General features: G+C 45.3%; 23 protein-coding genes and 1 tRNA gene. 13 read left to right on the top strand and 11 right to left on the bottom strand.

What is annotated here, in order from left to right:
* Together ICN45_RS09140 and ICN45_RS09145 are read left to right on the top strand one after the other, a co-directional pair.
* On the top strand, positions 1–650 hold a 650-nt coding region (locus tag ICN45_RS09140), incomplete at its 5' end, for a chemotaxis protein CheW (RefSeq protein ID WP_216175351.1).
* Between the two features lie 2 nt (positions 651–652).
* The gene (locus ICN45_RS09145; protein WP_216175352.1) at positions 653–1,123 is read left to right on the top strand and encodes a chemotaxis protein CheW; all 471 of its coding nucleotides are present in this window, start codon (positions 653–655) and stop codon (positions 1,121–1,123) included.
* Here the strand turns inward: ICN45_RS09145 and ICN45_RS09150 are convergent.
* From ICN45_RS09150 to ICN45_RS09175, 6 genes are all read right to left on the bottom strand, one after another.
* Entirely contained in the window at positions 1,120–2,448 is a 1,329-nt protein-coding gene (locus tag ICN45_RS09150) for a sulfate adenylyltransferase subunit 1 (RefSeq protein ID WP_216175353.1), read from the bottom strand. The genes ICN45_RS09145 and ICN45_RS09150 overlap by 4 nt on opposite strands.
* A complete protein-coding gene (gene cysD / locus ICN45_RS09155) occupies positions 2,448–3,371 on the bottom strand; it encodes a sulfate adenylyltransferase subunit CysD (protein WP_216175354.1) in 924 nt (307 codons plus the stop codon). The genes ICN45_RS09150 and cysD overlap by 1 nt, the downstream gene beginning before the upstream one ends.
* Positions 3,372–3,417: 46 nt before the next feature.
* Positions 3,418–4,146, bottom strand: coding sequence for a phosphoadenylyl-sulfate reductase (locus ICN45_RS09160; protein ID WP_216175355.1), 729 nt, complete (start codon positions 4,144–4,146; stop codon positions 3,418–3,420).
* Complete coding sequence (locus tag ICN45_RS09165) at positions 4,143–4,937, bottom strand: sulfite exporter TauE/SafE family protein (RefSeq protein WP_216175356.1); 795 nt, start codon at positions 4,935–4,937, stop codon at positions 4,143–4,145. The genes ICN45_RS09160 and ICN45_RS09165 overlap by 4 nt, the downstream gene beginning before the upstream one ends.
* 18 nt (positions 4,938–4,955) lie before the next feature.
* Positions 4,956–5,120 carry a hypothetical protein gene (locus ICN45_RS09170; RefSeq protein WP_216175357.1) on the bottom strand — a complete coding sequence of 55 codons (165 nt, stop codon included), beginning with the start codon at positions 5,118–5,120 and terminating at the stop codon, positions 4,956–4,958.
* A gap of 122 nt (positions 5,121–5,242) precedes the next feature.
* Positions 5,243–6,019, bottom strand: coding sequence for a ferredoxin--NADP reductase (locus ICN45_RS09175; RefSeq protein WP_216175358.1), 777 nt, complete (start codon positions 6,017–6,019; stop codon positions 5,243–5,245).
* Between the two features lie 171 nt (positions 6,020–6,190).
* On the opposite strand from ICN45_RS09175, the gene ICN45_RS09180 reads away from it, so the two are divergent.
* Positions 6,191–6,670, top strand: coding sequence for a disulfide bond formation protein B (locus ICN45_RS09180; RefSeq protein ID WP_216175359.1), 480 nt, complete (start codon positions 6,191–6,193; stop codon positions 6,668–6,670).
* A gap of 122 nt (positions 6,671–6,792) precedes the next feature.
* Here ICN45_RS09180 and lysS read toward each other — a convergent pair whose 3' ends face one another.
* The 4 genes from lysS to ICN45_RS09200 form a co-directional block, all read right to left on the bottom strand.
* Complete coding sequence (gene lysS / locus ICN45_RS09185; RefSeq protein WP_216175360.1) at positions 6,793–8,349, bottom strand: lysine--tRNA ligase; 1,557 nt, start codon at positions 8,347–8,349, stop codon at positions 6,793–6,795.
* A gap of 12 nt (positions 8,350–8,361) precedes the next feature.
* Positions 8,362–9,466 (bottom strand): peptide chain release factor 2 gene (gene prfB / locus ICN45_RS09190; RefSeq protein ID WP_216175361.1). Its coding sequence is split into 2 segments (ribosomal slippage): positions 8,362–9,384 and positions 9,386–9,466, totalling 1,104 coding nucleotides; the frame shifts between segments, so codons are not numbered across the junction.
* A gap of 34 nt (positions 9,467–9,500) precedes the next feature.
* Complete coding sequence (gene recJ, locus ICN45_RS09195) at positions 9,501–11,261, bottom strand: single-stranded-DNA-specific exonuclease RecJ (RefSeq protein ID WP_216175362.1); 1,761 nt, start codon at positions 11,259–11,261, stop codon at positions 9,501–9,503.
* On the bottom strand, positions 11,261–12,226 hold the full coding sequence (locus ICN45_RS09200) for a hypothetical protein (protein ID WP_255531132.1): 966 nt from the start codon (positions 12,224–12,226) through the stop codon (positions 11,261–11,263). The genes recJ and ICN45_RS09200 overlap by 1 nt, the downstream gene beginning before the upstream one ends.
* Positions 12,227–12,293: 67 nt before the next feature.
* On the opposite strand from ICN45_RS09200, the gene ICN45_RS09205 reads away from it, so the two are divergent.
* From ICN45_RS09205 to ICN45_RS09240, 8 genes are all read left to right on the top strand, one after another.
* Positions 12,294–13,556, top strand: a complete 1,263-nt coding sequence (locus ICN45_RS09205) for a lipoprotein-releasing ABC transporter permease subunit (protein WP_216175364.1) — start codon at positions 12,294–12,296, stop codon at positions 13,554–13,556.
* Positions 13,549–14,235 carry an ABC transporter ATP-binding protein gene (locus ICN45_RS09210; RefSeq protein ID WP_216175365.1) on the top strand — a complete coding sequence of 229 codons (687 nt, stop codon included), beginning with the start codon at positions 13,549–13,551 and terminating at the stop codon, positions 14,233–14,235. The genes ICN45_RS09205 and ICN45_RS09210 overlap by 8 nt, the downstream gene beginning before the upstream one ends.
* A gap of 20 nt (positions 14,236–14,255) precedes the next feature.
* Positions 14,256–15,092 carry a TatD family hydrolase gene (locus ICN45_RS09215; protein WP_216175691.1) on the top strand — a complete coding sequence of 279 codons (837 nt, stop codon included), beginning with the start codon at positions 14,256–14,258 and terminating at the stop codon, positions 15,090–15,092.
* A gap of 79 nt (positions 15,093–15,171) precedes the next feature.
* Positions 15,172–17,574 carry a DNA internalization-related competence protein ComEC/Rec2 gene (locus ICN45_RS09220; protein ID WP_369411479.1) on the top strand — a complete coding sequence of 801 codons (2,403 nt, stop codon included), beginning with the start codon at positions 15,172–15,174 and terminating at the stop codon, positions 17,572–17,574.
* Between the two features lie 102 nt (positions 17,575–17,676).
* Positions 17,677–17,994: a hypothetical protein gene (locus ICN45_RS09225; RefSeq protein ID WP_216175367.1), complete on the top strand. Its 318-nt coding sequence runs from the start codon at positions 17,677–17,679 to the stop codon at positions 17,992–17,994.
* A complete protein-coding gene (locus tag ICN45_RS09230) occupies positions 17,987–20,281 on the top strand; it encodes an adenylate/guanylate cyclase domain-containing protein (RefSeq protein WP_216175368.1) in 2,295 nt (764 codons plus the stop codon). The genes ICN45_RS09225 and ICN45_RS09230 overlap by 8 nt, the downstream gene beginning before the upstream one ends.
* 190 nt (positions 20,282–20,471) lie before the next feature.
* Positions 20,472–20,843 carry a glycine zipper family protein gene (locus tag ICN45_RS09235; protein WP_216175369.1) on the top strand — a complete coding sequence of 124 codons (372 nt, stop codon included), beginning with the start codon at positions 20,472–20,474 and terminating at the stop codon, positions 20,841–20,843.
* 58 nt (positions 20,844–20,901) lie between these two features.
* On the top strand, positions 20,902–21,732 hold the full coding sequence (locus ICN45_RS09240) for a glycosyltransferase family 25 protein (RefSeq protein WP_216175370.1): 831 nt from the start codon (positions 20,902–20,904) through the stop codon (positions 21,730–21,732).
* A 62-nt stretch (positions 21,733–21,794) separates the two neighbouring features.
* Here ICN45_RS09240 and ICN45_RS09245 read toward each other — a convergent pair.
* Positions 21,795–21,871: transfer RNA gene (locus ICN45_RS09245), tRNA-Met, on the bottom strand.
* A 257-nt stretch (positions 21,872–22,128) separates the two neighbouring features.
* On the opposite strand from ICN45_RS09245, the gene ICN45_RS09250 reads away from it, so the two are divergent.
* Both ICN45_RS09250 and ICN45_RS09255 read left to right on the top strand, forming a co-directional pair.
* A complete protein-coding gene (locus ICN45_RS09250) occupies positions 22,129–23,970 on the top strand; it encodes a potassium transporter Kup (RefSeq protein ID WP_439650797.1) in 1,842 nt (613 codons plus the stop codon).
* A gap of 41 nt (positions 23,971–24,011) precedes the next feature.
* Positions 24,012–24,473, top strand: coding sequence for a hypothetical protein (locus ICN45_RS09255; RefSeq protein ID WP_255531133.1), 462 nt, complete (start codon positions 24,012–24,014; stop codon positions 24,471–24,473).
* Positions 24,474–24,515: the final 42 nt, after the last annotated feature.

Raw genomic sequence — 24,515 nt, forward strand, 5'->3', positions numbered from 1 at the left:
TGGTTATCAAACCTTTGGGCGAATTATTAAGAGATCTATCCAAGTTTGCGGGAGCAACCATTATGGGTAATGGTGATGTGGCTCTGATTCTCGATGTCGATGGTATTGCGCGGCAATCTGGTTTGGTGGAGCGCCTCGATTTGAACCCAATTAGGCAGGATGAAAAATATATCCCCGTTGTTGAGGAAATGGTTTCCATTCTGTTATTTGAGATTCCGGGGCTTCATAGGATTGCGCTTCCCTTGGATGCTATCGATCACATTGTTAAATTAGACGCTGCTCAAATACAGAAAAATGGAAATCGGGAGGTGGTTTACTTCAATGATCAGTTAATGAATTTAGTCCGCCTGAATAATTACGTTAGTGGGGGCGCTAAAGGAGGAGATCAGGGCACAGCGCGAGTGCCGGTGTTGATTTGTCGCTACCGAAACGGTTTATACGGCCTTATAGTCAAACAAGTGACTGATATTATTGAGGCTCCAGCCAAGTTACATGAGTTGGCAACGCCGCAAAAAGGTTTGAGTGGATCTATTGTTTACAAAGATCAAGTTATCAATGTTTTAGACTTAGAAGAGGTGCTCATCATGCATAACATTCAGGAAGAATCTGGCGAGTACCCTCAAGTCATTGACGTGTATTTACCGCATTAATCATGGAACGTCCTTTTCTTACCTTTGGTGTCGGCTCTTATTTGCTTGGCGTACCTGCAGATGAGTTGATTGAAGTCAATCGAAACTTAAAGTGCACCAAGGTTCCAGGTAGCCCAAAAATGATCCGCGGTATTTTGAATTTACGCGGCTTACTTATGCCTGCAATTGATGTTGGGGCTTACTTAGATATTCTGGATGCAAAATCAGAATCATTTTGCATTATCTTGAACGTTCAAGGAAATCATATCGCCCTTATGGTGGATTCGATTGGGGATATTAATACGTTCAATCCTAGTGAGTTGGTCTTACCGCCAGCCCATTTATTTGGCCAGAGCCAAGAGGCGATTCTGGGGGCTTACCGATTATCTGAAGGCCTCTTAATTATTTTAGATACCCCGGCTATTTCTCGTAATGCACAAAGTCACAATGGGGCTAAACCCATTGGATTTCAGTCTTTACCAGTCTTGAATTAGGCAATCGCCTCTCTAATCATTCCCGCTGCAACCGTATGATTAGTCGCTTCGTCAATCAAGATAAATGCGCCGGTGTGTTGGGATTGAGAAAATAAATCGGCGGCAATAGGCTTTTGTAGAACAAAGTCAACACGTCCAATGGCATTGCTGGTAAGTGCATGCGTATCGCTTGTGTGTGAAAGCGTTTCCACATCTAATACTCTTTGAATCACTTTGACTTTTGCGCTCACGGTATTACTGGTATGACGTAAAGCATATTTATGACTAAAAGAAAGTGGTTCACTATCTAACCAGCACAGATCTGCAGAGATGTGTTTACTTAGTGTTGGCGTGCGACTATCATCAGCACCAATAAATAGAGAGCCACGAGAAATATCGAGGTCTTCAGTGAGGCGGATGGCTACAGCATCACCCGTATGCGCTGATTCAACGGCATTATTACTCCCTGCTTTAAAGTGATTTCCCAGATAGATTTCCGCTACAGTTGCCTCAGCATTACTCGGTAATACTTTGATTTTTTGTCCCTTACGAATGCTGCCAGATTCGATCTGACCGAGGTAGCCACGGAAGTCATCAGAGGCACTACCATCTTGGCGGGCAACGTATTGCACCGGAAGACGTAAGGATAATTTTTCAGACTGCGGGCTAGTGTCAAGGCTTTCTAGCCACTCTAATAGCGTTGGACCGGTATACCAAGGAGTCTCTTTGCTTGCGCTTACTACGTTGGCACCCAATAAGGCAGAAATGGGGATTAAGGTCGGCTTTGGAAGACCTATTTTTTGAGTCAAGTCTTCAATGGATTGGGTAATGGTGTTGAAGATCGGTTCATCAAAGTGAAACAAATCCATTTTGTTCACAGCAAACACGACGTGGCGCAGCCCCAGTAAATGAACCATTGCAGCATGACGCTTAGTTTGTGCCAATAAAGTAGCGGGGGATGTTTTTAGATCTACGCGCGTAGCATCCACCAAGATTACCGCTACATCCGATTGGGAGGCGCCAGTCACTAAGTTGCGGGTGTATTGCTCATGTCCAGGGGCATCTGCAACAATGAACTTGCGTTTAGGGGTTGAGAAATATCGATAGGCCACATCAATGGTGATCCCTTGTTCACGCTCAGCTTCGAGTCCATCCGTCAGTAGGGCTAAGTCAACCCCAGCATCAGAAGAAGTAACGCGCGCATGTTTGGTTTTGGATAAAGACTCTAATTGATCAACCAAAATCGATTTGGTGTCATATAACAAGCGACCAATCAAGGTGCTCTTGCCATCATCAACACTACCTGCAGTGATGAAGCGAACGACATTTTGATGGGGGGATGACATTAGAAGTAACCTTCTTTCTTGCGGCGCTCCATAGAGGCCTCATTGGTTTGATCGTCCATGCGGGTTGCGCCGCGTTCGGTGATTTCAGTAATGGCGGTTTCAGCAATGATCTCCATTGGGGTAGCGGCAGTACTAAGTACCGGGCAGGTGCAGCTAATATCGCCGACAGTACGAAAGCGCACACTGAGGATTTCGCTGAGATCGCCTGGCGCCTTAGGCGTTACATTGGTGACAGGAACCAGGAGGGTATTTTTCTTCACTACTTCACGTTGGTGGGTGTAGTAAATGCTAGGCAACTCTAATTTCTCGCGAGCAATGTATTGCCAGATATCGAGCTCTGTCCAGTTGGAAATGGGGAACACACGCATGTTCTCGCCTTTAGCGATGCGGGCGTTATAGAGATTCCAAAGTTCAGGGCGTTGCGCCTTGGGGTCCCACTGGCCAAACTCATCACGGAAGGAAAAAATGCGCTCTTTGGCTCTGGCCTTCTCTTCATCACGGCGTGCGCCACCCATCAGGGCATCGAATTCATATTCAGCAATAGTCTCTAGCAAAGTAACGGCTTGCGCAGCGTTGCGAGAATCAGTTTCTTTGCGCAAACGCACAGTCCCTTTTTTGATCGAGTCTTCTACGTGGCCGATGATCAGCTTCACCCCAGTGTTTTCAACTACTGCATCACGATAGGCAATCACTTCAGGATAGTTATGGCCGGTATCAATATGCAAGATCGGGAAAGGTAATTTGACAGTGCGATCGCCAAACTGAAATGCCTTGCGTGCTAAGTGGAACATCACAATAGAGTCTTTACCGCCAGAAAACAGCATGGCAGGATTAGCGCATTGCGCAACGACTTCACGAATGATGTAGATTGATTCGGCTTCGAGCCAATCTAAATGGTCATCCAGCAATTTTTGTTCATGCATTCTGTAATTCGCTTCCAGTTTCTACTAGTTTGTACTGATGAATGGATTATTGATTCACGTGCAAACCACATTCTTTGCTATCGCTTTGCAGCCACCACCAGCGACCAGCACGAACATCCTCACCCTTCTTAACCTGACGGGTGCAGGGTTCGCAGCCTATGCTGGGATAACCTTTCAGGTGTAGCGGATGAATTGGCACGTTTTCTTGTTTGATGTAAGTCCAAATGTCGGCTTCAGTCCAATCAAACAGGGGATTGAATTTAGCAATACCTCTGGCATCATCTAATTCTTCAAAATTGAGTTCGGTACGCGTAGTCGATTGCTCACGACGTTGACCAGTAAGCCAGGCATCAGCACCCAGTAATGCTGCATTGAGTGGCTTGATCTTGCGGGCACCACAGCAGGCCTTTTTAGGCTCTTCGCCATCATAAAAACCATTCATGCCGTACTGATCTACAAAAGTTTGTACATCAGAATCTTGCGGGTAGATCTTTGCAATGGACACGCCATAGTGATTTTCAGTGGTCTTCACCATATCAACCGTCTCTTGATGCAGGCGACCCGTTGCAAGGGTAAAGAGCTTGATCTTGGTTTTGGACTTCGCAATGGCATCTGTGATCACCATGTCCTCTGCAGCCAAGCTAGTTGCAAAGCGCACATCAGAGAAGCGATTGGAGATATCGATCAAGCGCTGTTTCAGGACTGCAGATTTATCAGCAAGCCCATCGGGCGTGAGGGTGCTTAGCGGGATAGACCACAATTCAGGCTGAATCATGACGAAACTAATTTAATGCCAACCAGAAATAAAGTTCCCGCAAGCGTGGTTCTAGTGGCCTTTTCTGAAAGGGTACTAGACAATCTTGCGCCCAACCAAATCGCTGGTACAGAGCCAATTAATAATCCAAACAGCAAGTCAAAGTGAACGTTCCCCAGCCACCAGTGGCCTAGGCCCGCCAGTGCGGTCAGGGGAACGGCATAGGCAATATCAGTGCCAGCTACTTCCGCAGCTTTCAGGTGTGGATACAGCAGTAGGATTAAGGTTGCACCAATGGCGCCTGCGCCAATCGAGGAAACAGTAACTAGAATGCCGATTACCGCCCCAACAAAGATAGTTGCAAACTTCAGGGAGTTGCCTTTTGGGAGATAACTTGGATTAGCTTGGACCCACTTCAAAATCTTTGCTCTAAATAAAAGCGATGCCGCTGTGAGCAATACGGAAATCCCAATTGAAAAACTAATGAGATGGTTAAAGTCTTTTGAGACAGGACCTATGTGCTTTAGGACAAGAATAGAGCCAACAGCTGTAGTGAGGCTGCCGATGCAGAGCAGTTTGACAACTTCCCAACGCACATTACCGTGAAGTCGATGCGCTGCAGTACCAAAGCCTTTGGTGATGGCAGCAAACGCTAAGTCCGTACCTACGGCAGTCGTTGGTGCCACGCCAAAAATAATGGTAAGCAGAGGAGTCATTAACGAACCACCACCAACACCGGTCATGCCGACCAAGAGTCCAACAAGTGCGCCAGAGATAATGAATTGAGATGAATCTAGAAAGAATTGCAGCATTGTGTGTTTTCAGTAGACTTAATTAAATGACTGCTCAAACTCTTCCAGTTTGATGGCGTTCATTAGGAAAAGGATTTGACGTTGAAAGGTTTTGCGCTCTGCGATCTTGTCGTGAGACAGACGATCATGTTCGCGTAATAGCTGGGTAATGACGGGGTTGTAATGCTCGCGAACGGGGGACATCAAATTTCCTTGGTAAATTTCTCGTTAAGGAGAATGTACCAAGGGGTTTATATATCTACAAGGAATATATAGCGATATCTAAATTACTTTTAGGTATAAAGAAATAGTCTAATGCGGTCTAATTACTTTTCAACGAAAGCGCGTTCGAAGACGTAATCGCCTAATTGACCAAGGCTTGGAGAAACCTTAAAGCCCTTGGTGTCCAGCATCTCGGCGGTCTCTTTCAGCATAGAGGGGCTACCGCAGATCATGGCTCTATCTACTGCTGGATCCAGTGGCGGCAAGCCAATATCTTTAAAGAGTTGACCAGACTCGATGGCAGTTGTGAGACGACCAGTGTGCTTGAATGCTTCGCGTGTCACCGTTGGGTAATAGATGAGTTTTTCACGAATGATTTCCCCGATGTATTCATCTTGAGTGAGTTCATTCTTGATGTAATCGCCATAAGCGAGTTCGCTAACCAAACGTACACCATGAATTAATACGACTTTTTCAAATTTCTCATAAGTGTCTGGGTCGCGAATGATGCTCATAAATGGCGCCAAGCCAGTGCCAGTGCTAAACAGGTAAAGATGCTTTCCTGGATTTAAGTCATCGATGACTAAAGTACCAACAGACTTCTCACTTACTAAAATGGGATCGCCCACTTGAATTTTCTGCAAACGCGATGTTAGTGGACCATCTTGAACCTTAATGCTTAAGAACTCGAGATGTTCTTCATAATTTGGGCTGGCAACACTGTAGGCTCTCACCAAGGGTTTGCCTTCCACCTCAAGGCCAATCATTAAGAAGTGACCACTACGAAAGCGCAGGCCCTTATTACGAGTGGTGGTGAAGCTAAAAAGCGTGTCGTTCCAGTGGTGAACGGTGAGAACAGTTTCGGTGTGATATGCGGCCATAAATGCTTGTAAATAACAGATTTCGTTTTTAAGAATCGTTGATTATCCCATTCCTGAAGGCTAATTTCTTGGCAAATGCTCTATAAATAGGACTAAGTAGTGATATACATCAAATTTTTGGTAATAAGACCAAACCTTTATTGCCATGTGCTGGGGCGCTATGATGTCTAAATGAGCTCAACCCGCTATTTATACCTTTCCTTATTCAGTCTTGGCTTAGTTATTTTTGCTGTCATTCTTCAGCAGGTGGGGTACCAAGGAGTAAGTTTCTTGCCTTGCCCCTTGTGTATTTTGCAAAGAGTAGGTTATCTCGGAATTGCGATTTTCTGCTTTTTGGCGGTTGGCTTTACTCCATTGAGAAAACTATTTCATGGCCTTGCTACCTTGTTTGCAGCATACGGCTTATTTGTAGCGGCAAGGCAGGTTTGGCTGCTATCTCATCCAGAAACCTCATGTGGTATCGACCCACTCGAGACTTGGATTAATCAGTTTCAGTTGGCGCAGGGATTACCTTGGTTATTTAAAGCAGATGGACTTTGCTCAGCAAAGTTACCAGCTATTTTGGGATTACAAGTTCCCGAGTGGTCTTTATTCTGGTTTGCAGTACTCTTTCTGATCTTGGCAGTCACTTTCTTCAAAAAGCAAAAGTGATGTTAGTTGAGTTTGCCCAATGGGTTTGCCTAATGAGTCAGTCCAATAAAAAAGCACCCTAGGGTGCTTTTCTTCTGCTTTTTGCATCTTCGCATTAATTTGAAGATGCTTTTGATTCTGAATTACTCTTCTTCACGACGCAGGTGAGGGAACAGAATCACATCACGAATGTTTGGTACGTCTGCGAGGAGCATCACCAAGCGGTCAATACCAATCCCGCAACCACCAGTCGGAGGCATGCCGTACTCAAGAGCGCGAATGAAGTCGTGGTCAAAGTACATTGCCTCTTCATCGCCCGCTTCTTTTTGTTCTACTTGCTTGCGGAAGCGGTTAGCCTGATCTTCAGCATCATTTAACTCGGAGAAGCCATTAGCAATTTCACGTCCAGTAATAAATAATTCAAAGCGCTCAGTAATCCCTGGGCGGGTATCAGATTCTCTAGCGAGTGGGCTGACTTCAATAGGGTAATCAATGATGTAGGTTGGCTCCCACAGGTGCTCTTCAGCAACCAATTCAAACAAAGCTAACTGAAGAGCACCAATACCTGCGTTCTTGAGGCTTGGGGAATCTGGATTCTCACCACCCTTTTTCAATTCAGTACGAATGAAATCAATGTCATCCAGTTGGACTGCTTCATAGCTCTTACCTGATTGACTGCAGTATTTCAGAATCGCTGCAGTAATAGTGAGGCGTTGGAATGGCTTACTCAGATCGAGCTCACGACCTTGGTGTGTCAATACGGCAGTACCTTGAGCATCCATTGCAGCGGCACGGATCAAGCCTTCCGTAAAATCCATCAGCCAACGGTAATCCGTATAGGCTGCATAGAACTCCATCATCGTAAATTCAGGATTGTGACGCGGGCTGACGCCTTCGTTACGGAAGTTGCGGTTGATCTCAAAGACCCGTTCAAAGCCACCTACTACTAAACGCTTGAGATACAGTTCTGGCGCAATCCGCAAGAACATTTGCATGTCCAAAGCATTGTGATGGGTGATGAAGGGCTTAGCTGTAGCGCCACCAGGAATCGGGTGGAGCATGGGTGTTTCGACTTCCATAAAGTCAGCATCGAGCATATGGCGACGTAGCGACGCAATCGCATTGCTACGTGTTTTAAAAGTATTGCGACTTTCTGGATTCACGATCAAATCGACATAGCGCTGACGATATTTGGTCTCCTGATCTGATAGTCCATGGAACTTATCTGGCAATGGGCGTAGGGACTTACTGAGTAAACGCAAGTTGCTACATTCAACTGATAACTCGCCTTTATTGGTCTTAAAGAGATTGCCTTCGGCTGAAATGAAGTCCCCCATATCCCAGTGCTTAAAAGCGCCATGGGTTTCAGCACCACTGAGTTCATCGCTGATATAGAACTGAATTTGACCGCTACGATCCTGAATGGTTGCAAAGCTGGCTTTACCCATGACCCGTTTCAGAACCATGCGACCAGCAACTTTCACATGAACTTTCTTAGCCGCAAGTTCTTCTTTGCTGAGGCTATCGTAGTGAGTATGCAGATCTGCTGCTAAGTGGGTGGGGACAAAATCATTTGGAAAGGCAATGCCACCTTCGCGCAGCTTGGCCAGTTTTTCACGGCGCTCCGCGATGATGTGGTTCTCATCCACTGCTTCAGTAGCTGGTGCTGGCGTATTGCCTGAGTTGGTTTTATCGTTCATATTTGTGGGTAATTAAACGCCTTGCTTCAGGCTGGCTTCAATAAAGGCATCTAGATCACCATCTAATACTTTTTGGGTATTGGAGATCTCGACATTGGTACGTAAATCTTTAATACGGCTTTGGTCTAAGACATAGGAGCGAATCTGATGACCCCAGCCTACATCAGTTTTACTAGCCTCTAACTTATCTTGTTCTATACGACGCTTTTGCATTTCATGTTCGTAGAGACGGGACTTCAACATCGTCATTGCTTCGGCACGGTTACGGTGTTGACTGCGATCGTTTTGACACTGCACCACAATACCTGTAGGTAAGTGGGTTAGACGCACCGCAGAGTCGGTTTTATTAATATGCTGACCACCCGCACCAGAGGCGCGATAGGTATCAGTACGAATATCTGCGGGATTCACGTCGATCTCAATCGAGTCATCAATTTCTGGATAGACATAGATGCTAGCAAAGGAGGTATGGCGACCATTAGATGAATCAAATGGGGACTTACGAACCAAACGATGCACACCAGTTTCTGAGCGGAGGTGTCCGTAAGCGTATTCGCCATCGACTTTGATCGTGGCGCTCTTAATCCCAGCAACGTCGCCATCAGACTCTTCAAGGATTTCTGTTTTGTAGCCTTTGCGTTCGCAATACTTTAGGTATTGACGATAGAGCATGCTGGCCCAGTCACACGCTTCAGTGCCGCCAGCGCCTGCTTGGATATCAATAAAGCAACTACACGGATCCATCTCATTATGAAACATGCGGCGGAATTCTAAATCGCCCACAATCTTACTATAGCCTTCTACATCAGATTCGATAGCGGCAATCGTATCGAAATCACTTTCCTCTTTTGCCATATCAAAGAGTTCGATGGCGCCAGTGATGTTGGTATTTAAATCGGTCAGGGTGGCAACAACGCCGTCGAGCAATTTCTTTTCTTTGCCCAGGGCTTGCGCTTTCTTTTGATCATCCCAAATAGTGGGATCTTCCAGAATAGAGTTAACTTCAGTAAGGCGTCGTGACTTTACTTCGAAGTCAAAGATACCCCCGAAGAGCTTGCTCACGGGTGAGCAGGTCAGACAGAGTATTTGAAATCGTATTTAATTGTTCAGCTTCCATCCCCTAATTATAAGGGGGTTATTGCTCCCGCCCTTTAGGATCCAGTACTTTCATCATGGGCCTCTATCATGAGCTGGACGCGGGCTTGACCCTGATAGCGATCGGTGACTAGGCGGTAGGCGAGCTTGGCTTTAGGCGGCAGAGTTTGGGTGCGGTTAAACCAAACGGCAGTGAGTGGTTTGCTCGTAGATTGTCCCTCGGCTGAGCCTAGGGGGCGAACCAGAAGACGTAAATGTTTTTCTTTCATGAGACTTTGTTGGGTAATCTCAAACTCGCCATAAAAGATGGGTTGCGGAAAGCCTTGACCCCAGATTTCCTCAGCGAGGAGGTCGCCAATCTCTGGAGTAAACTCCGCTGCCTCAAGAGCGCCATCATGGGTATGGCGTCGCTCCAATAATTCATCGCTTAATAAGCCGCTTGCCACTTCCTGAAAACAGGCATCAAACTTGTCAAAATCCTGTTTGCGGATAGTTAAGCCTGCAGCCATAGCATGGCCGCCAAACTTTAATATGAGTCCAGGCTCTCGCTTAGAAACTAAATCGAGCGCATCCCTGAGATGAAAGCCGGTCAATGATCGGCCAGATCCACGCAGTTCTTCACCGGTACTGCCATCGGCAGGAGCAAAAACAATGGTGGGGCGATTAAAGCGCTCTTTCAGTCGTGAGGCTACGATTCCAACAACCCCTTGATGCCACTCAGGATTCCAAAGACAGATGCTGGTTCTTTGCGCCATGGTCCCGGCCAATTGATCTTCTGCTAGATGAGCAAGAGCTGCTTCTTGCATGCCAGTCTCAATGACACGGCGTTCGCGATTAATGCGATCGAGTTCATGTGCCAGTGTGATTGCCTCATCAGTCTTATCAGTTAGCAATAACCGAATACCCAAAGTCATATCGGCTAAGCGTCCAGCAGCATTTAATCGCGGGCCAATCGCAAACCCCAGATCGAAAGTATTTGCTTTGCGTGGGTCACGGACGGCTGCCTGAAACAGGGCCTGAATTCCTGCTTGAGTTACACCAGCCCGAATACGCTTTAGACCATTCGAAACAAGTATCCGATTATTGCGATCCAGTTGCGCTACATCAGCCACGGTACCTAATGCTACTAAATCTAATAAGTTCTCAATCTTCGGTTGATTCTCATTGGTAAATTTACCGCGCTTACGCAGTTCTGCACGTAAAGCCACTAATAAATAGAACATGACACCAACTCCAGCAAGCGCTTTACTGGGGAAGTTGCAACCCGGTTGGTTGGGATTGACGATGGCAGTAGCGTTCGGCAGTCGATCGCCGGGTAAGTGGTGATCAGTCACAATGACTTCCATACCGAGTTCACGGGCACGATCCACCCCTGCTTCACTAGCAATGCCGTTATCCACAGTGATCAAGTATTTGGGTTTGGGTATTTGTTGGGCAGCAAGCTCGACTACTTCTGGCGTGAGGCCGTAACCCATGGTGAAGCGATTTGGTACTAGAAACTGAATAGGGGTATCAGGACCCCCTAGCATTCGCAGCCCACGCAGGCCAACAGCACAAGCGGTCGCACCATCGCAGTCATAGTCTGCAACGATGAGCATAGGTTCTTTTTGTTCAAGAATATCGGCTAGTAAAGATGCTGTACTGATGCAATTCTTGAGCTCTACTGGCGATAGTAATTGTTTCAAATCCAGTGAGAGTTCTTCGGGGGACTCAAGACCACGTGCAGCATACAGTCTCGCTAACAACGGATGAAGACCACTTTGATGCAACCAGGTAGCAGTCCGCTCAGAGAAGGGGCGCTGTGAAAATAATCCCATTAAAGAATGATTTCTTTCCAAGTACGTGGGTCTGATTTTTTCCAGAAGGCCCAAGACTTTTTGTAAAGGTCCTTTCTGGTCAGAACTCGTTCACGCACTTTCCCTTTAGGAAAGTCGATGAGAAGAACTTCATCTAGCTCTTTGTTCAGAAGTGCTTGGCTCAGTTCTGGCCAAATGCGTTCGGGTTGATCTAGCCAAGCAAAAGACCCAGGCGCCATCTGTATATGAAATTCTGTTTCGTAGGAGAGCTTAAGTAGCTTTGCCAATCCTGCGAGGATGGGGTGTGAGCCATAAAGACTGTGTACTTGTTGCAATATCCCTGGTGCCTTTACATCATGCAGTTTGCCAATGCCGCTAATCCACACGGAGTTGATGCTAGGCATACCCACTTGTTCGCGCGCTTGATTTACGGGATCAATATGCCAAAGCATTTGAATCTCGTTTTGTAATTTACGCCACTGTTTTGCAATTCCTTCTACATTGCTATCTCGTGGCATCCACCACTCAATATTTCTACCATGCGCCTGATCCACGCTGTAACTATCTAAACTGGCGAACGGGCCTGCAGGGATAAACCAATAGCGAGAATCTTGATAAAGGATGTTTGACTGAAAGTCCTCTTCGATAAAGGGTAGTGCTGCTTTAAGAAGTTCAGTTGATTCAGCTTCTGTCAGATCGATCTGATTTTGCCCCATCAGAATTAAATGGTCTCGGGTGGCATGAAGATGAACTGGTTGAAGGCAAGCGATGACTTCTGAGGGGTTTACTACTTGAGACGTTTGTCCCAAAAGCAGGACTGGTGCTAAGGGCAGCAGATCTCCCAACAAAAAACGTTCGTGAGGCAGTCCTTTCAGAGGGCGGTCTCCAATGGCCTGCTCTTCATCGGCGTCATAGGCATCCTCCCCTGCAAGCATGAGGGTGAAGCGCTTTTGGGCGCCTTGTGGAGAATTGAAATTTGCGGTCATTCCCCTGATTTTAGGTGGCATTTAGGTATTCCATCAGTTTGTCCTTGCAATTGTCTAAACTGTGGCTATGTTGAGACTTCCTATTGAGCTAGAAATTGGCCTACGCTATACCCGATCTAAGCGTCGCAAGACGGTGGGTAAGCGCGACGGCTTCCTCTCCTTTATTTCCGGAATCTCTACCGCGGGTATCGCTTTGGGTGTGGCTTCTTTGATTGTTGTTCTATCAGTCATGAACGGTTTTCAGAAAGAAGTGCGCGATCGCATGCTGTCTGTTCTATCCCACGTGGAAATTACTACACCAGAAGGATTGGCAAATTGGGAGCCTCTTGCCCTTAAAGTAGCCGCACAACCGCATGTAGTTGGTGTTGCACCAATGGTCAGCTCACAGGGCTTGCTCAGTCGTGAAAATATCATGCGTGGTGTTGCTATACGGGGTATCTCTCCAGCTGATGAGGGTAAGGTTTCCGATTTACCAAAACAATTCGTTGCGGGCAATATTGACGATCTGAAACCGGGCGGGTTTGGTGTCGCTTTGGGCGCACAACTGGCTGCCATGGTTGGGGCACATGTTGGTGATCGTATTAATCTGATTGTTCCAGAGAGCGATTTAACACCAGCTGGTGCAATGCCCCGAATGCGTACGCTTCAAGTAGTTGGTATTGTGGATAGCGGCCATTATGAATACGACAGCTCCTTAGCCATCATGCATTGGAAGGACGCCGCTGCCTTATTACGCTTACATGACCCTTCTGGATTGCGCATCAAAGTAGATGATATGCAGCGTGCGCCAGAGATTGCTAATGAATTGGCTGGCATTGTTCCACAAGCACTTTGGGTGACTGACTGGTCACGCTCGAATCGCAACTGGTTTGCTGCTGTTCAAACCGAAAAGAAAATGATGTTCATCATTCTGACTTTAATTATTGCTGTGGCTGCATTTAATCTGGTTTCGACTTTAGTGATGACTGTGAATGAGAAGCAAGCAGACATTGCTATTTTAAGAACGATGGGTGCAAGTCCAGGATTAATTCAACGCATCTTTTTGATTCAGGGTCTAGCGATTGGCATACTCGGCTCTCTATCAGGGGTGGGTTTAGGTTTACTCATTGCGCTTAATATCGATGTTATTGTTCCAGCTATTGAAGCGATCTTCCGCGTTCGCTTCTTGCCGCGTGAGGTTTACTTTATTAGTGAGCTACCTTCTGATGTCAGATTGAGCGACGTGGTCACAGTGGGACTGATGGCATTTGGTCTTTCTGTTCTAGCTACCCTCTACCCAAGTCGTCGTGCCGCTAAGGTGCAGCCTGCGGAGGCCTTACGCTATGAATAACTCAGTAATAATGGCGCGAGGACTGGCAAAGACTTACGGTCAGGGGCCGACTGCTGTTGAAATTCTCAAGGATATTGACTTAGAGGTGGTGCCTTCTGAGAAGGTGGCTATTGTTGGGGCATCAGGCTCGGGCAAAAGCACTTTATTGCACCTTCTGGGCGGCTTAGACACTCCTAGTGCTGGCTCAATCGTATTAGTGGGCTCAAATCTTAATCAATTGGCAGTGAAAAAATTAGATCAACTACGCAATCATAGTCTTGGTTTCATTTATCAATTTCATCATCTCTTAGATGAATTTAGTGCCGTTGAAAATGTTGCATTACCGTTACGTATTCGTGGTCTAGGTAATGATGAGTCGATGGAGCGTGCCAGTAAGATGCTGAAAGCTGTTGGGCTAGCTGCCCGCGAGTTACACACTCCAGGTGAGTTGTCTGGTGGTGAACGGCAACGGGTTGCAGTCGCAAGAGCCTTAGTTGGGAATCCTGCTTGTGTATTGGCTGATGAGCCAACAGGAAATCTGGATACGGAAACTGCCGATGGTGTGTTTGACTTGATGTTAGATATTGCTCGCGAGCAGGGCACTGCTTTTGTGATCGTGACCCATGACCCCATTCGCGCAAAACGGTGTGACCGAATTTTGCATTTAGAGCGCGGAGTATTAAAGACGTTTTCTCAATGAGTGAGAAGCTAAAGTTGCCAATGTGGATAGATACCCATTGCCATCTGGACGCCCCTGAATTTGCAGACGATTTGCCTGCAGTCATACAGGCCGCTCTAGATAACAATGTCCAGGCTATTTTGTTGCCTGCTGTGAAGGCAGGAGATTGCAAACAGGTTCGTGAGCTTGCTAATCAATATGGCCAGCAGATTCCAGGTTTGGTCTATACCCTCGGGATTCATCCCTTGTATACCAATCAAGCACAAGAGAGTGACATTAGCTTTCTTGAGCAAGAAATCCGTCAAGCGCTTTCTGATCCTCGGTTTGTTGGTGTAGGCGAGATTGGCTTGGATTATTTTGTTGAGGGTCTAGATCCCCACAAACAGGAATATTTCTTTCATGCGCAATTGGATTTGGCGCAACAGTATCAGTTGCCAGTGATCCTTCATGTGCGTCGGTCACAAGATGCCATTCTCAAAGCCTTACGTCGTCGCAAGGTGCCTAGTGGCATAGCGCATGCATTTAATGGGAGCTTTCAGCAGGCCGAACAATTTATTGAGCTGGGCTTTAAGTTAGGTTTTGGTGGCGCGGCCACGTATGAGCGAGCATTGCAAATTCGCCGGCTTCTTCAAGAGTTACCTCTTGAATCAATTGTTACTGAAACCGATGCGCCTGATATTCCACCAGCTTGGTTAAGAGTAGAAGGACTCGCCTTTAATCAGTCTGCATTTTTACCGCGTATAGCTAAAGAGCTTGCAGCCATTCGTGGAGTAAGCGAAGTGGAATTTGCATCAACAACATGGCGCAATGCCATGCAGGTATTGCCTCGTTGGTCAGCGCTGTGTGCTGATCTTTTTATCCCCAATTTAGCTCCTTAAGCCTTTGCGTTTGGCTATTACGGCGTTCATCGCCGGGGGTTCGCTTCTTCTATTTCTGCCGCAAGTGCCCCTCTATTGGGTGCAGAGCTGTCTAATGAGCAGTATTTTTTGCATGGTGCTCTGGCTACTGAATCGCCAATCCAAAGTTTATGGAAGGGTGGCTTTAGTCATCCTGGTGTTTATTCTAGGTTTTGCTTGGAATGCGCGTTATGCCGAAAATCGCCTGAATCATATGCTTGCCTCAGATCTAGAGGGTATCGATTTAATGATTGAGGGTCGAGTAGTCGCTTTACCTCAGGGCAACACATCCGGTGCTAAGTTTGCATTTGAGGTTGATGATGCTATTTCTCATGGGGAGTTAATAGGTCATTTTCCACAACAGATTTATTTGAGCTGGCAGCCTCCCTGGAGAAATCCTCAAGATATCCCCGCAGTGATTCCAGGGCAGCGCTGGAAGTTCAAAGTCAAACTCAAGAGGCCTTATGGCTCACTAAATCCCCATACCTTTGATTTTGAGCGCTGGTCTTTTCATCAAGCTTTTGGCGCTAGTGGCTCGGTCAGATCTGGCGAATTATTAATAGAGAAAGATATTGGCCTTACTGAATTTGCCTTAGCGATGGAGTATCAGCGCTGGAAGTTGCGCAACAAAATAAAACGCTTACTGCCAGTAGATGCGCGTTATGGTGGTGTGATCGCTGCATTAGTGATGGGAGATCAAAATGCGATTGATCAAGCAGATTGGCGCGTATTTAACATTACTGGCATTGGGCACCTAATCTCCATTTCCGGTTTACATGTAACCATGCTGGCTGGTCTTGGTGCTGGGGTGGCAAGTTTTCTATGGCGTCGTAAAACTCTCCCTCTCATTATTCCGGTAAGTAAAGTAGCTGCCGTAGCTGGTTTTCTGACGGCATTTATCTACGCGTGGTTAGCGGGCTTTCAAATACCTGCACAAAGAACGATGTATATGGTGGGGGTGGTCGCGTTTGCTTTATGGTCTGGCAGAAATCCCCGCTCGTTTGATATCTGGTGGTGGGCTTTAGCTTTTGTTTTACTCATTGATCCCATGGCCGCTTATACCCCTGGATTCTGGCTATCATTTGGCGCAGTCGCAGCCATTTTGTATGCGATGAAGGATTCTGGTGGTCTCTTAGGTATACCTACTGGTATAGAGCTGGAGATGCGCTGGACAGACAGAATTAAACAAGCCCTACTTGAAGCCTGCCGTGTTCAGGCCGTCGTCACGATTGCACTACTACCACTCACGCTGTATTGGTTTTATCAGGTCTCAATTGTGTCTCCGCTTGCTAATGCGTTTGCCATTCCATTAGTGAGTTACGTTGTAACACCGTTAGCTATTAGCGGGGCACTCTTACCCGAGTTTATTGGTAAATACTGCTTACTGATCGCCCATGTCTCGATAGAGTATTTAGCAGCTGCACTCAGTGGGATGGCCGATTGGCCATGGTCTGTTGCACTATCTCATCAGCCCCATTGGTGGGCACTTGCCATCGCAGTGATCGGAGTCGTGATAGCGATTCGACCGGGCTCTATTATCGATTCCTGGAAATCCAGACTGCTGGGCTTGGCTTTAACAAGCGCCTTATTGATCAACCCCTTTGAAACTAGTATTACTCCAGGGAGCTTCAGGGCTAGCGTTCTAGATATTGGCCAAGGCACTGCTGTATTGATTGAAACTACGCATAAGAAATTACTGTATGACACAGGACCTACACAAGGAAAGAAGGATAATGCCGGTCAACGAATCATCCTACCATTTTTGAGAGGCAGGGGGATTGATCAAGTTGATCGAATGGTAATTAGTCATAGCGATAGCGACCATATTGGTGGTGCAGCGACTTTACTGAAAGAGATCCGTTTTGAGTCGATGATCGGCTCCCTTCCTAGTACCAATCCCTTACTAACGAATTTAAGCTCCAGAAAAATACCTAGTATTCCCTGTCGCTATGGCCAGTACTGGGTTTGGGATGAGGTGGAGTTTTATATATGGCATCCACATGCAGAAACACTTTTTACCCCAATTCAAGACGGCAAACCCAATGAGATGAGTTGCGTCTTAGAGGTCAGAACTCAGACTACCTCGTTCTGGTTGACGGGCGATGTAGAAAAGCAAGGTGAGGCAGATATTTCTTCTAGGCTGACTCAGGAAAATCTAAGCGCACTGCAGAATAAAGAGTTGATCTTCATGGCGCCCCATCATGGGAGCAAGACATCGTCATCTATAGAACTGCTTAACAAACTCAAACCAGATCAAGCATTTGCACAAAATGGCTATCGTAATCGTTATGGGCATCCCCATCCCACAGTAACGGCGCGTTATGAGGGCTTAGGAATTCCGTTTTATCAAACGCCTCAAACGGGTGCACAAATATGGACTTTTCATACGCAGGGTGGGAAAGTAGTGGATCCAGTCTTCTGGAGGTACAGCGGCAAAAGACTGTGGCATCGCTTCCCAGATTAGGTAAGGAGCGGGGCTATCTTAGCTAATAAATATGGTGGAATTACTAATTCATCGTAATGATTTACTATATGAGCACTATCTTTTCACAATGGAAAAGTACCCATGTCCCAGCTTGACTCCCATGAAGTAGAACGAGAGATCCACTCTTTAAAAGAGACAATTAATGCGCTCAGAGATGCGCTAGAGTCTAAGGAATTAGAGGGAGAAAGGCTATTGCAAGAATTACGCCAAGCTTCACAGGACCATACTAAACAACTGGAAAGTACTGTTGATCGGATGAGGACTCGTTTGGAAGAAGAAAGTCAGGCTCGAGATTCTCAAATCCAACAGGAGACGCAGTTTCTCAAAGATCAACTCGAGCAGTCTCGCCAGACGATTGTTGCTTTAAGGAATCAGCTAGAGGCCAAAAAACATGAGTAAAGCCAATCCACCATTGCAAGTGAAAAAGTCACGCTTATCTAGTATTCGTGATGAAGGTATGTTGCGCCTTTTAATTGCTATTTCTGAAGATCTGGCTGCTTTTGATGATCTTGATGAGGCCCTGCGATACCTGGTTGAAGAATCCTCCAAGGCCGTTCAGGCAGATCGCGCATCATTATTTTTAAATGATCCTGTCACTAAGGAGCTCTACACTAAATTTGCTCAAGGTAATCTTGCTCAAGAAATTCGCATCATGAATGATTCAGGGATATCTGGGGCTGTATTTCAGAGTGGTCAAGCGATTATTGTTGACAATCCCTATGCTGATGCGCGTTTTAATCAACGGATTGACGAGCAAACAGGATATCAAACAAAAAATATTATTGCCGTTCCAGTAAAAACGGTACGTGGTGAGATTATTGGTGTTTTACAAGCCCTGAATAAGCAAAAGGGTCGATTCACCAAAAAAGATTTAACACTACTGGAATTAATTACCACTCAGGCATCGCAATTTCTCAGTGGAATGATTGAGCTGAAAAGGGTAGAGAAATTACGCAAGCATGAAATTGAGTTCCTCGAAGTGATTTCAGAAATGACTTCAGATATCAATATAGAATCTTTGTTGCAAAAAGTGATGGCTGAGGCGACGCGCATGTTAGGCGCTGAGAGATCAACCTTATTTTTGAATGATAAAAAAACAAATCAGCTATGGTCTCAGGTGGGTCAGGGCTTGGGCGCCATGCAAATTCGTTTGCCAAACCATATGGGAATTGCTGGCACCGTTTTTACTAGCGGCAAGACAGTCAACATTCCTCATGCTTATGCAGATCTTCGTTTTAATCCCACTTTTGATCGAAAATCGGGGTTTTTTACCCGCTCTATTCTCTGCGTACCGATTAACAATAAAGCGGGTGAAGTGATTGGGGTTACCCAAGTTCTCAATAAGAAAAATGGGAGTTTTACGACAGAAGATGAATCGCGTTTAAAGACCTTTACTGCTCAAATAGCCATTTCTCTCGAAAATGCTAGCTTATTTGCAGATGTGCAAAATATGAAAAATTACAACGAAGGTATTTTGCTTTCGATGACCAATGCTGTATTGACGTTTGATGAAGAGGGCAAACTCAAAACCTGTAATAAAACAGGTGAGAAGATTTTTAATCAGGAAGAGGCTGGGTTGTTAGGTAAAACGGCCGATCAAATATTTGCCGACACAAATAGTTGGATGGTTGAAAAAATTGCCCGTGTTTTGGAGAGTAAGCAAAGTGATGTCACCATCGACGGTAATTTGCTAATAGGCGAGGAGAATTTATCTGCCAATATCACGATCATGCCATTGTTAAGTATTGAAGGTAAATCAATGGGCTATATGATCATGATTGAGGATATCTCTTCTGAGAAGCGGATGAAATCAACCATGTCCCGCTATATTGATCCATCGATTGCAGATCAACTACTCGCAAATAAATCCGATATTTTTGAAGGGCAAAATATTCATGCGACGGTTTTGTTCAGTGATATTCGAGGCTTTACAACGCTGACAGAGCAATTGGGACCTCAGGGCACAGTCCATCTTTTAAATGAGTATTTTGAGATTATGGTTGACTGCATTTCACAAGAGGGCGGGATCCTTGATAAATTTATTGGGGATGCCATCATGGCGGGCTTTGGCATACCCCAATCGCTGGGGGATAACGAAGATCGTGGACTAAGAGCGGCTTTGGCGATGATTCAGTCGTTGGAAAGCTGGAATGCAACACGTGAATCTGAGGGTAAGTTACCGGTACATATTGGCATCGGTTTAAATTCTGACAACATTGTGTCCGGAAATATTGGCTCTAAGAAGCGCATGGACTTTACGATGATTGGGGATGGGGTTAATTTAGCAGCGCGCCTTGAGTCTGCCTGCAAGCAATACAGTGCCAAAATTTTAATTAGCGAGTTCACGAAAGCGAGATTAAAAGGTACCTATCGAATGCGTGAGATTGATTTGGTGGTAGTCAAAGGGAAGACAGTGCCCATAGCGGTGTATGAAGTGCTTGACTACCATACCCAAGATTCTTTCCCCCACCTGATGGAAGTGCTCAGTCTATTTAAAGATGGTTTATTAAAATATCGTGAAATGAATTGGGATGGTGCTCAAGCCCAGTTTGAGAAATGCCTAGAGCTTAATCCAAAAGATGCAGTTTCTCAGATGTATCTTGAGCGCTGTGAGCTGCTCCGCCAATCTCCACCAACCTTAGTTGATGGTCAGTGGGATGGCGTTTGGATAATGGATGAAAAGTGATGAGCTTGAATGTCAGGCTCGGGACTATCTGCGCTAGGTATTCTTTAGTGTTCTAGGAAAAAAATACCAGAAGAGCCTTAGCCAAAGTATCGATTTGTTAGAAAAGAGTGACACCGAATTTGGCATTAGCATCCTGATTCAATAGGGATACATTGTTTATAGTGTTGCGAATGAATTTAAAAGAGCTCCTATGTCTAAGTTATTTACAGTGTCTTGCATTACCTTAGTGAGCTTGCTGGGATGTGCAGGTGCTGATGTGCGCCCACTTGTGGATATGAAAGGCGTAAATCAGTCTGCCTACGAGAATGATTTAAAAGAATGCCAAGCCTATGCAAAGGATCAATCTGGTATGGGTGAAACCGCAGCGAAAGGTGCCGGTGCTGGCGCAGTAGTTGGGGGCTTGCTTGGCCTTGTTACTGGTGGTAATAAAACGGGAATTGTTCAAACTGCAGGGGCTGGTGCTGTGATTGGTGGAGCAGGTGGTGCATTTAGCGGAAATCAAGCGCAAGAGGCTGTGGTTAAAAGATGTTTGAGTGGCAGGGGCTATAAGGTATTGAACTAATTTTGAATTTAATCCAAGCTCAAATCATTAGAGATTTCAGCAATAAATGAATGCTTAAATGTTAAATATATTTTACATCAATTTAGACGAAGCTAATGAAAGGCGGATTGTATTAGAGGAATGTCTAAATCAGTTTTCATCGTCAGATATTCAATGCCATCGGATAAGTGCATACAACAAAGACTATGTTGAGAAAAATAAAATTCCGGGAAAGATTAGGAGTGGTGAGAAGGGCTGCTTTCTAAGCCACAAGAAAGCTATCCAAGAGGCTTTAGAGTACCCAGGAAACGCGTTGATATTAGAAGACGACGCATTGCTTGGCATGGAGACGATTAATGTTTTAAAAAATTATCTACCTGCCATCCAGCAGAAAATAGATATTTTATATACTGATTTATGCGTATCTGACGTTAATTCAATGTTGCAGCTATTTAAGCTACGTAGATCTATGCTGAGGGATGGGTTACTTGAGGTGCTGGAGACAAAGCGCATCGATTTCTGTGGTGCGACGGCTTACATACTGAATAACGGCTCCAAGCAGAAGCTTTTGAATATCCTAGATACCTATAGTTCCTTAGATTTACCTTATGACTTAGTGCTAAAGAGTCTGATACTCCAAGACCAGCTTGATTCAGGTTTTATTTTCCCATTTATCACAAGACTATCTCCGCTATCATCCAAAACGCAGTTGCAGTTGGATTCTGATAGGCTAAATAATATAGCTTGGGATGCCTTTAGAAAGTTGATGTTCTTTGAATCAAAAGTCCCTGAGGATATCCTAAGAGATCTAGAGCAAATTCCCAATAATTTTTATGACGCTCAGGCTGAGGTGTTTTCAAAAATTCTTCGACTGATGTTATCTGAGAACTTTAAAACAGATTTATATTAGTCGTCCAACGAAGCTAAAAAAGCAAAAAGCCCTTAAAGATTAAGGGCTTAGTACTGAATTACTGGTTGCGGGGGCAGGATTTGAACCTACGACCTTCGGGTTATGAGCCCGACGAGCTGCCAGACTGCTCCACCCCGCGTCTGAAGCTGAAATTCTACCATTTTTTGGGGGTCTCTGTCGAGGTATTCCTGTAAATGACGCATAAATAAGCGGTTTTTTGGAGGAAATTCTGAATTTGATGTGCCCTTATAAGGAGTAATATATTGCCACGCAACAACACGCTAAGGTTTAAGAATGTCAGTTAGCAATCCTGAATTTTCGGAATCATCTTTGTTAAGGCCGGTGGAGATCTCACGAGAAGATCATCCCCACAAAAAAGGCGCTTCAATTTCCTTAATGTTTGCTGCAATCGGCGTAGTGTTTGGCGATATTGGTACCAGCCCTTTATACGCATTGAAAGAATGTTTTAGTCCTGAGCATGGCATTCCATTTTCTACAGATGCAGTGTATGGCGTGATCTCCATGGTGTTCTGGGCTTTCGCAGTTGTAGTTTCTTTGAAATATGTTTTGTTTGTGATGCGCGCAAATAATCATGGCGAGGGTGGAATTTTGGCTCTCATGGCCTTGGCCTTAAGAACTGCACCGTCTGGATCTAAGCGCTCTCTTCTTATCATCATGGCCGGTGTATTTGGGGCATGCATGTTTTATGGAGACGCAATCATTACTCCCGCAATCTCAGTTCTCTCTGCAGTAGAGGGTCTTGAGGTGATTTCAAGTGATCTCACGCGGTATGTCATGCCCATCACCATTTTTATTTTGGTGGTGCTGTTTGTGATTCAAAAAACAGGTACTGATGTTGTGGGTAAACTTTTCGGTCCGATCATGATGATCTGGTTTATTACGATTGGATTGATGGGACTTCACCAAGTTATCCAGAACCCCGCGATTTTTGCCGCCATTAATCCATTATTTGCGATTCGCTTCTTGATTGAGCATTCATTGCAAGGCTTCATTGTGCTCGGAGCGGTATTTTTGGTTCTGACTGGAGCCGAGGCTTTATATGCTGATATGGGGCACTTTGGACTGAAGCCTATTCGGATGGGTTGGTTCTTTATAGTCATGCCTTGCTTGCTCCTGAATTACTTTGGCCAAGGCGCCATGTTTTTAGGCAATCCAGAAACCATTAGCAATCCATTTTTCTTAATGGTTCCTGAAGGGCTTGTATTTCCATTAGTGATCTTGGCAACACTTGCTACGGTAATTGCATCCCAGGCTGTTATTTCAGGGGCTTTCTCAATGACAAGTCAGGCTATCTTGCTTGGTTTTGTACCCCGCATGAAAGTACGTCATACGTCTGATAGAGAGATCGGGCAAATCTATATGCCTTTAGTCAATTGGGTCTTATTGGTGCTCGTTATTGCTGTAGTACTGGCATTTAAGAAATCGGAGAATTTAGCAGCTGCATACGGCATTGCCGTAACAACCACCATGATCGTGACAACATTCCTCGCAGCAATTGTGATGCGCGTCGTATGGCGCTGGAATACCTTACTAGTGACTTTAGTTATTAGCGCTTTTTTAATTGTGGATCTTGCTTTCTTAACTGCAAATCTACTCAAGATCATGGAGGGCGGTTGGTTTCCTCTACTTTTGGGTGCTGTTTGCTTTGTATTCTTGATGACCTGGTATCAAGGGCGCAGGATCTTGCGTCATAACGCGACGAATAATGGTATTGCCTTGAAGGGTTTTATAGATGTCTTGATGCAGCATCCGCCGCACCGTGTTGATGGCACTGCTATCTTTCTAACGGCGCACGTTGACTACGTACCTGTTTCTTTCTTGCATAACCTCAAACACAATCATGTATTGCATGAAAGAGTCCTTTTCTTAAAAGTCAGCATTTGGGATGTACCCTATGTTAAAGATAGTGAGCGGATTACTTTGCGCGATCTGGGTAATGGCATCTATGTAGCTCGTGCGGTGTATGGATTTAATGAAACTCCAGATATGGGACAAATTATTGGACTGATTGAAAAATCATCTGATCTCAAATTTGAGCTTATGGATACCTCATTCTTCTTATCAAGAGATACGATTGTTTCTACTGAAATACCTGGAATGGCAATCTGGCGCGAGAAATTATTTTGCTGGATGTACCAAAATGCTGGACGACAATCTGACTTCTTCAAAATTCCTGCGAACCGCTTGGTTGAATTGGGCGCAAAGGTGGAAATTTGAGAAGATTGATCTTGCGCTCAAAACTATTCCTTGGATTTTTTTTGCTAGTTTGCTCTTTGAGTGGTTTAGTTTTAGCAACGCCTGCTGAAGAGGCTGAGCTTGAGCAGTTGGATAAGATTGAACAGGAGCTGGAGACGCAACGCGACTGGGCAAAATATCGCTGGGGCAAAGCGTCATCAGAGTGCTACCAGAATTATTGGGTTAACTATTGCATCAGTAATGCGAGAGCCCAATATCGCAAAGAGATTGACCCTATTACCCAGCAAGAGATTGCTTTACATGAAGTGCAGCGTAAATTGCGTAAGAGTTTAAAAGATCAAGATGATCAGAAACGTGCTGCTGAGCGTGCCTCACCAGAGAAAGCGGCCGAACGCGCTGATAACCAACGTGAGTTTACTGAGAAGCAAAAAGATGCAGCTCAAAGGGCTGCGGATTTAGAGCAGCGCCGTAAAGATGCACCTAAGCGTGCTCAAGAAAATAAAGCCGGTACTCAGCTGGATTAATTTCTACCCATTATTTTTTAATTGCTCATTTAATTACTAGGT

Source organism: Polynucleobacter alcilacus (assembly GCF_018881545.1).
GTDB lineage: Bacteria > Pseudomonadota > Gammaproteobacteria > Burkholderiales > Burkholderiaceae > Polynucleobacter > Polynucleobacter alcilacus.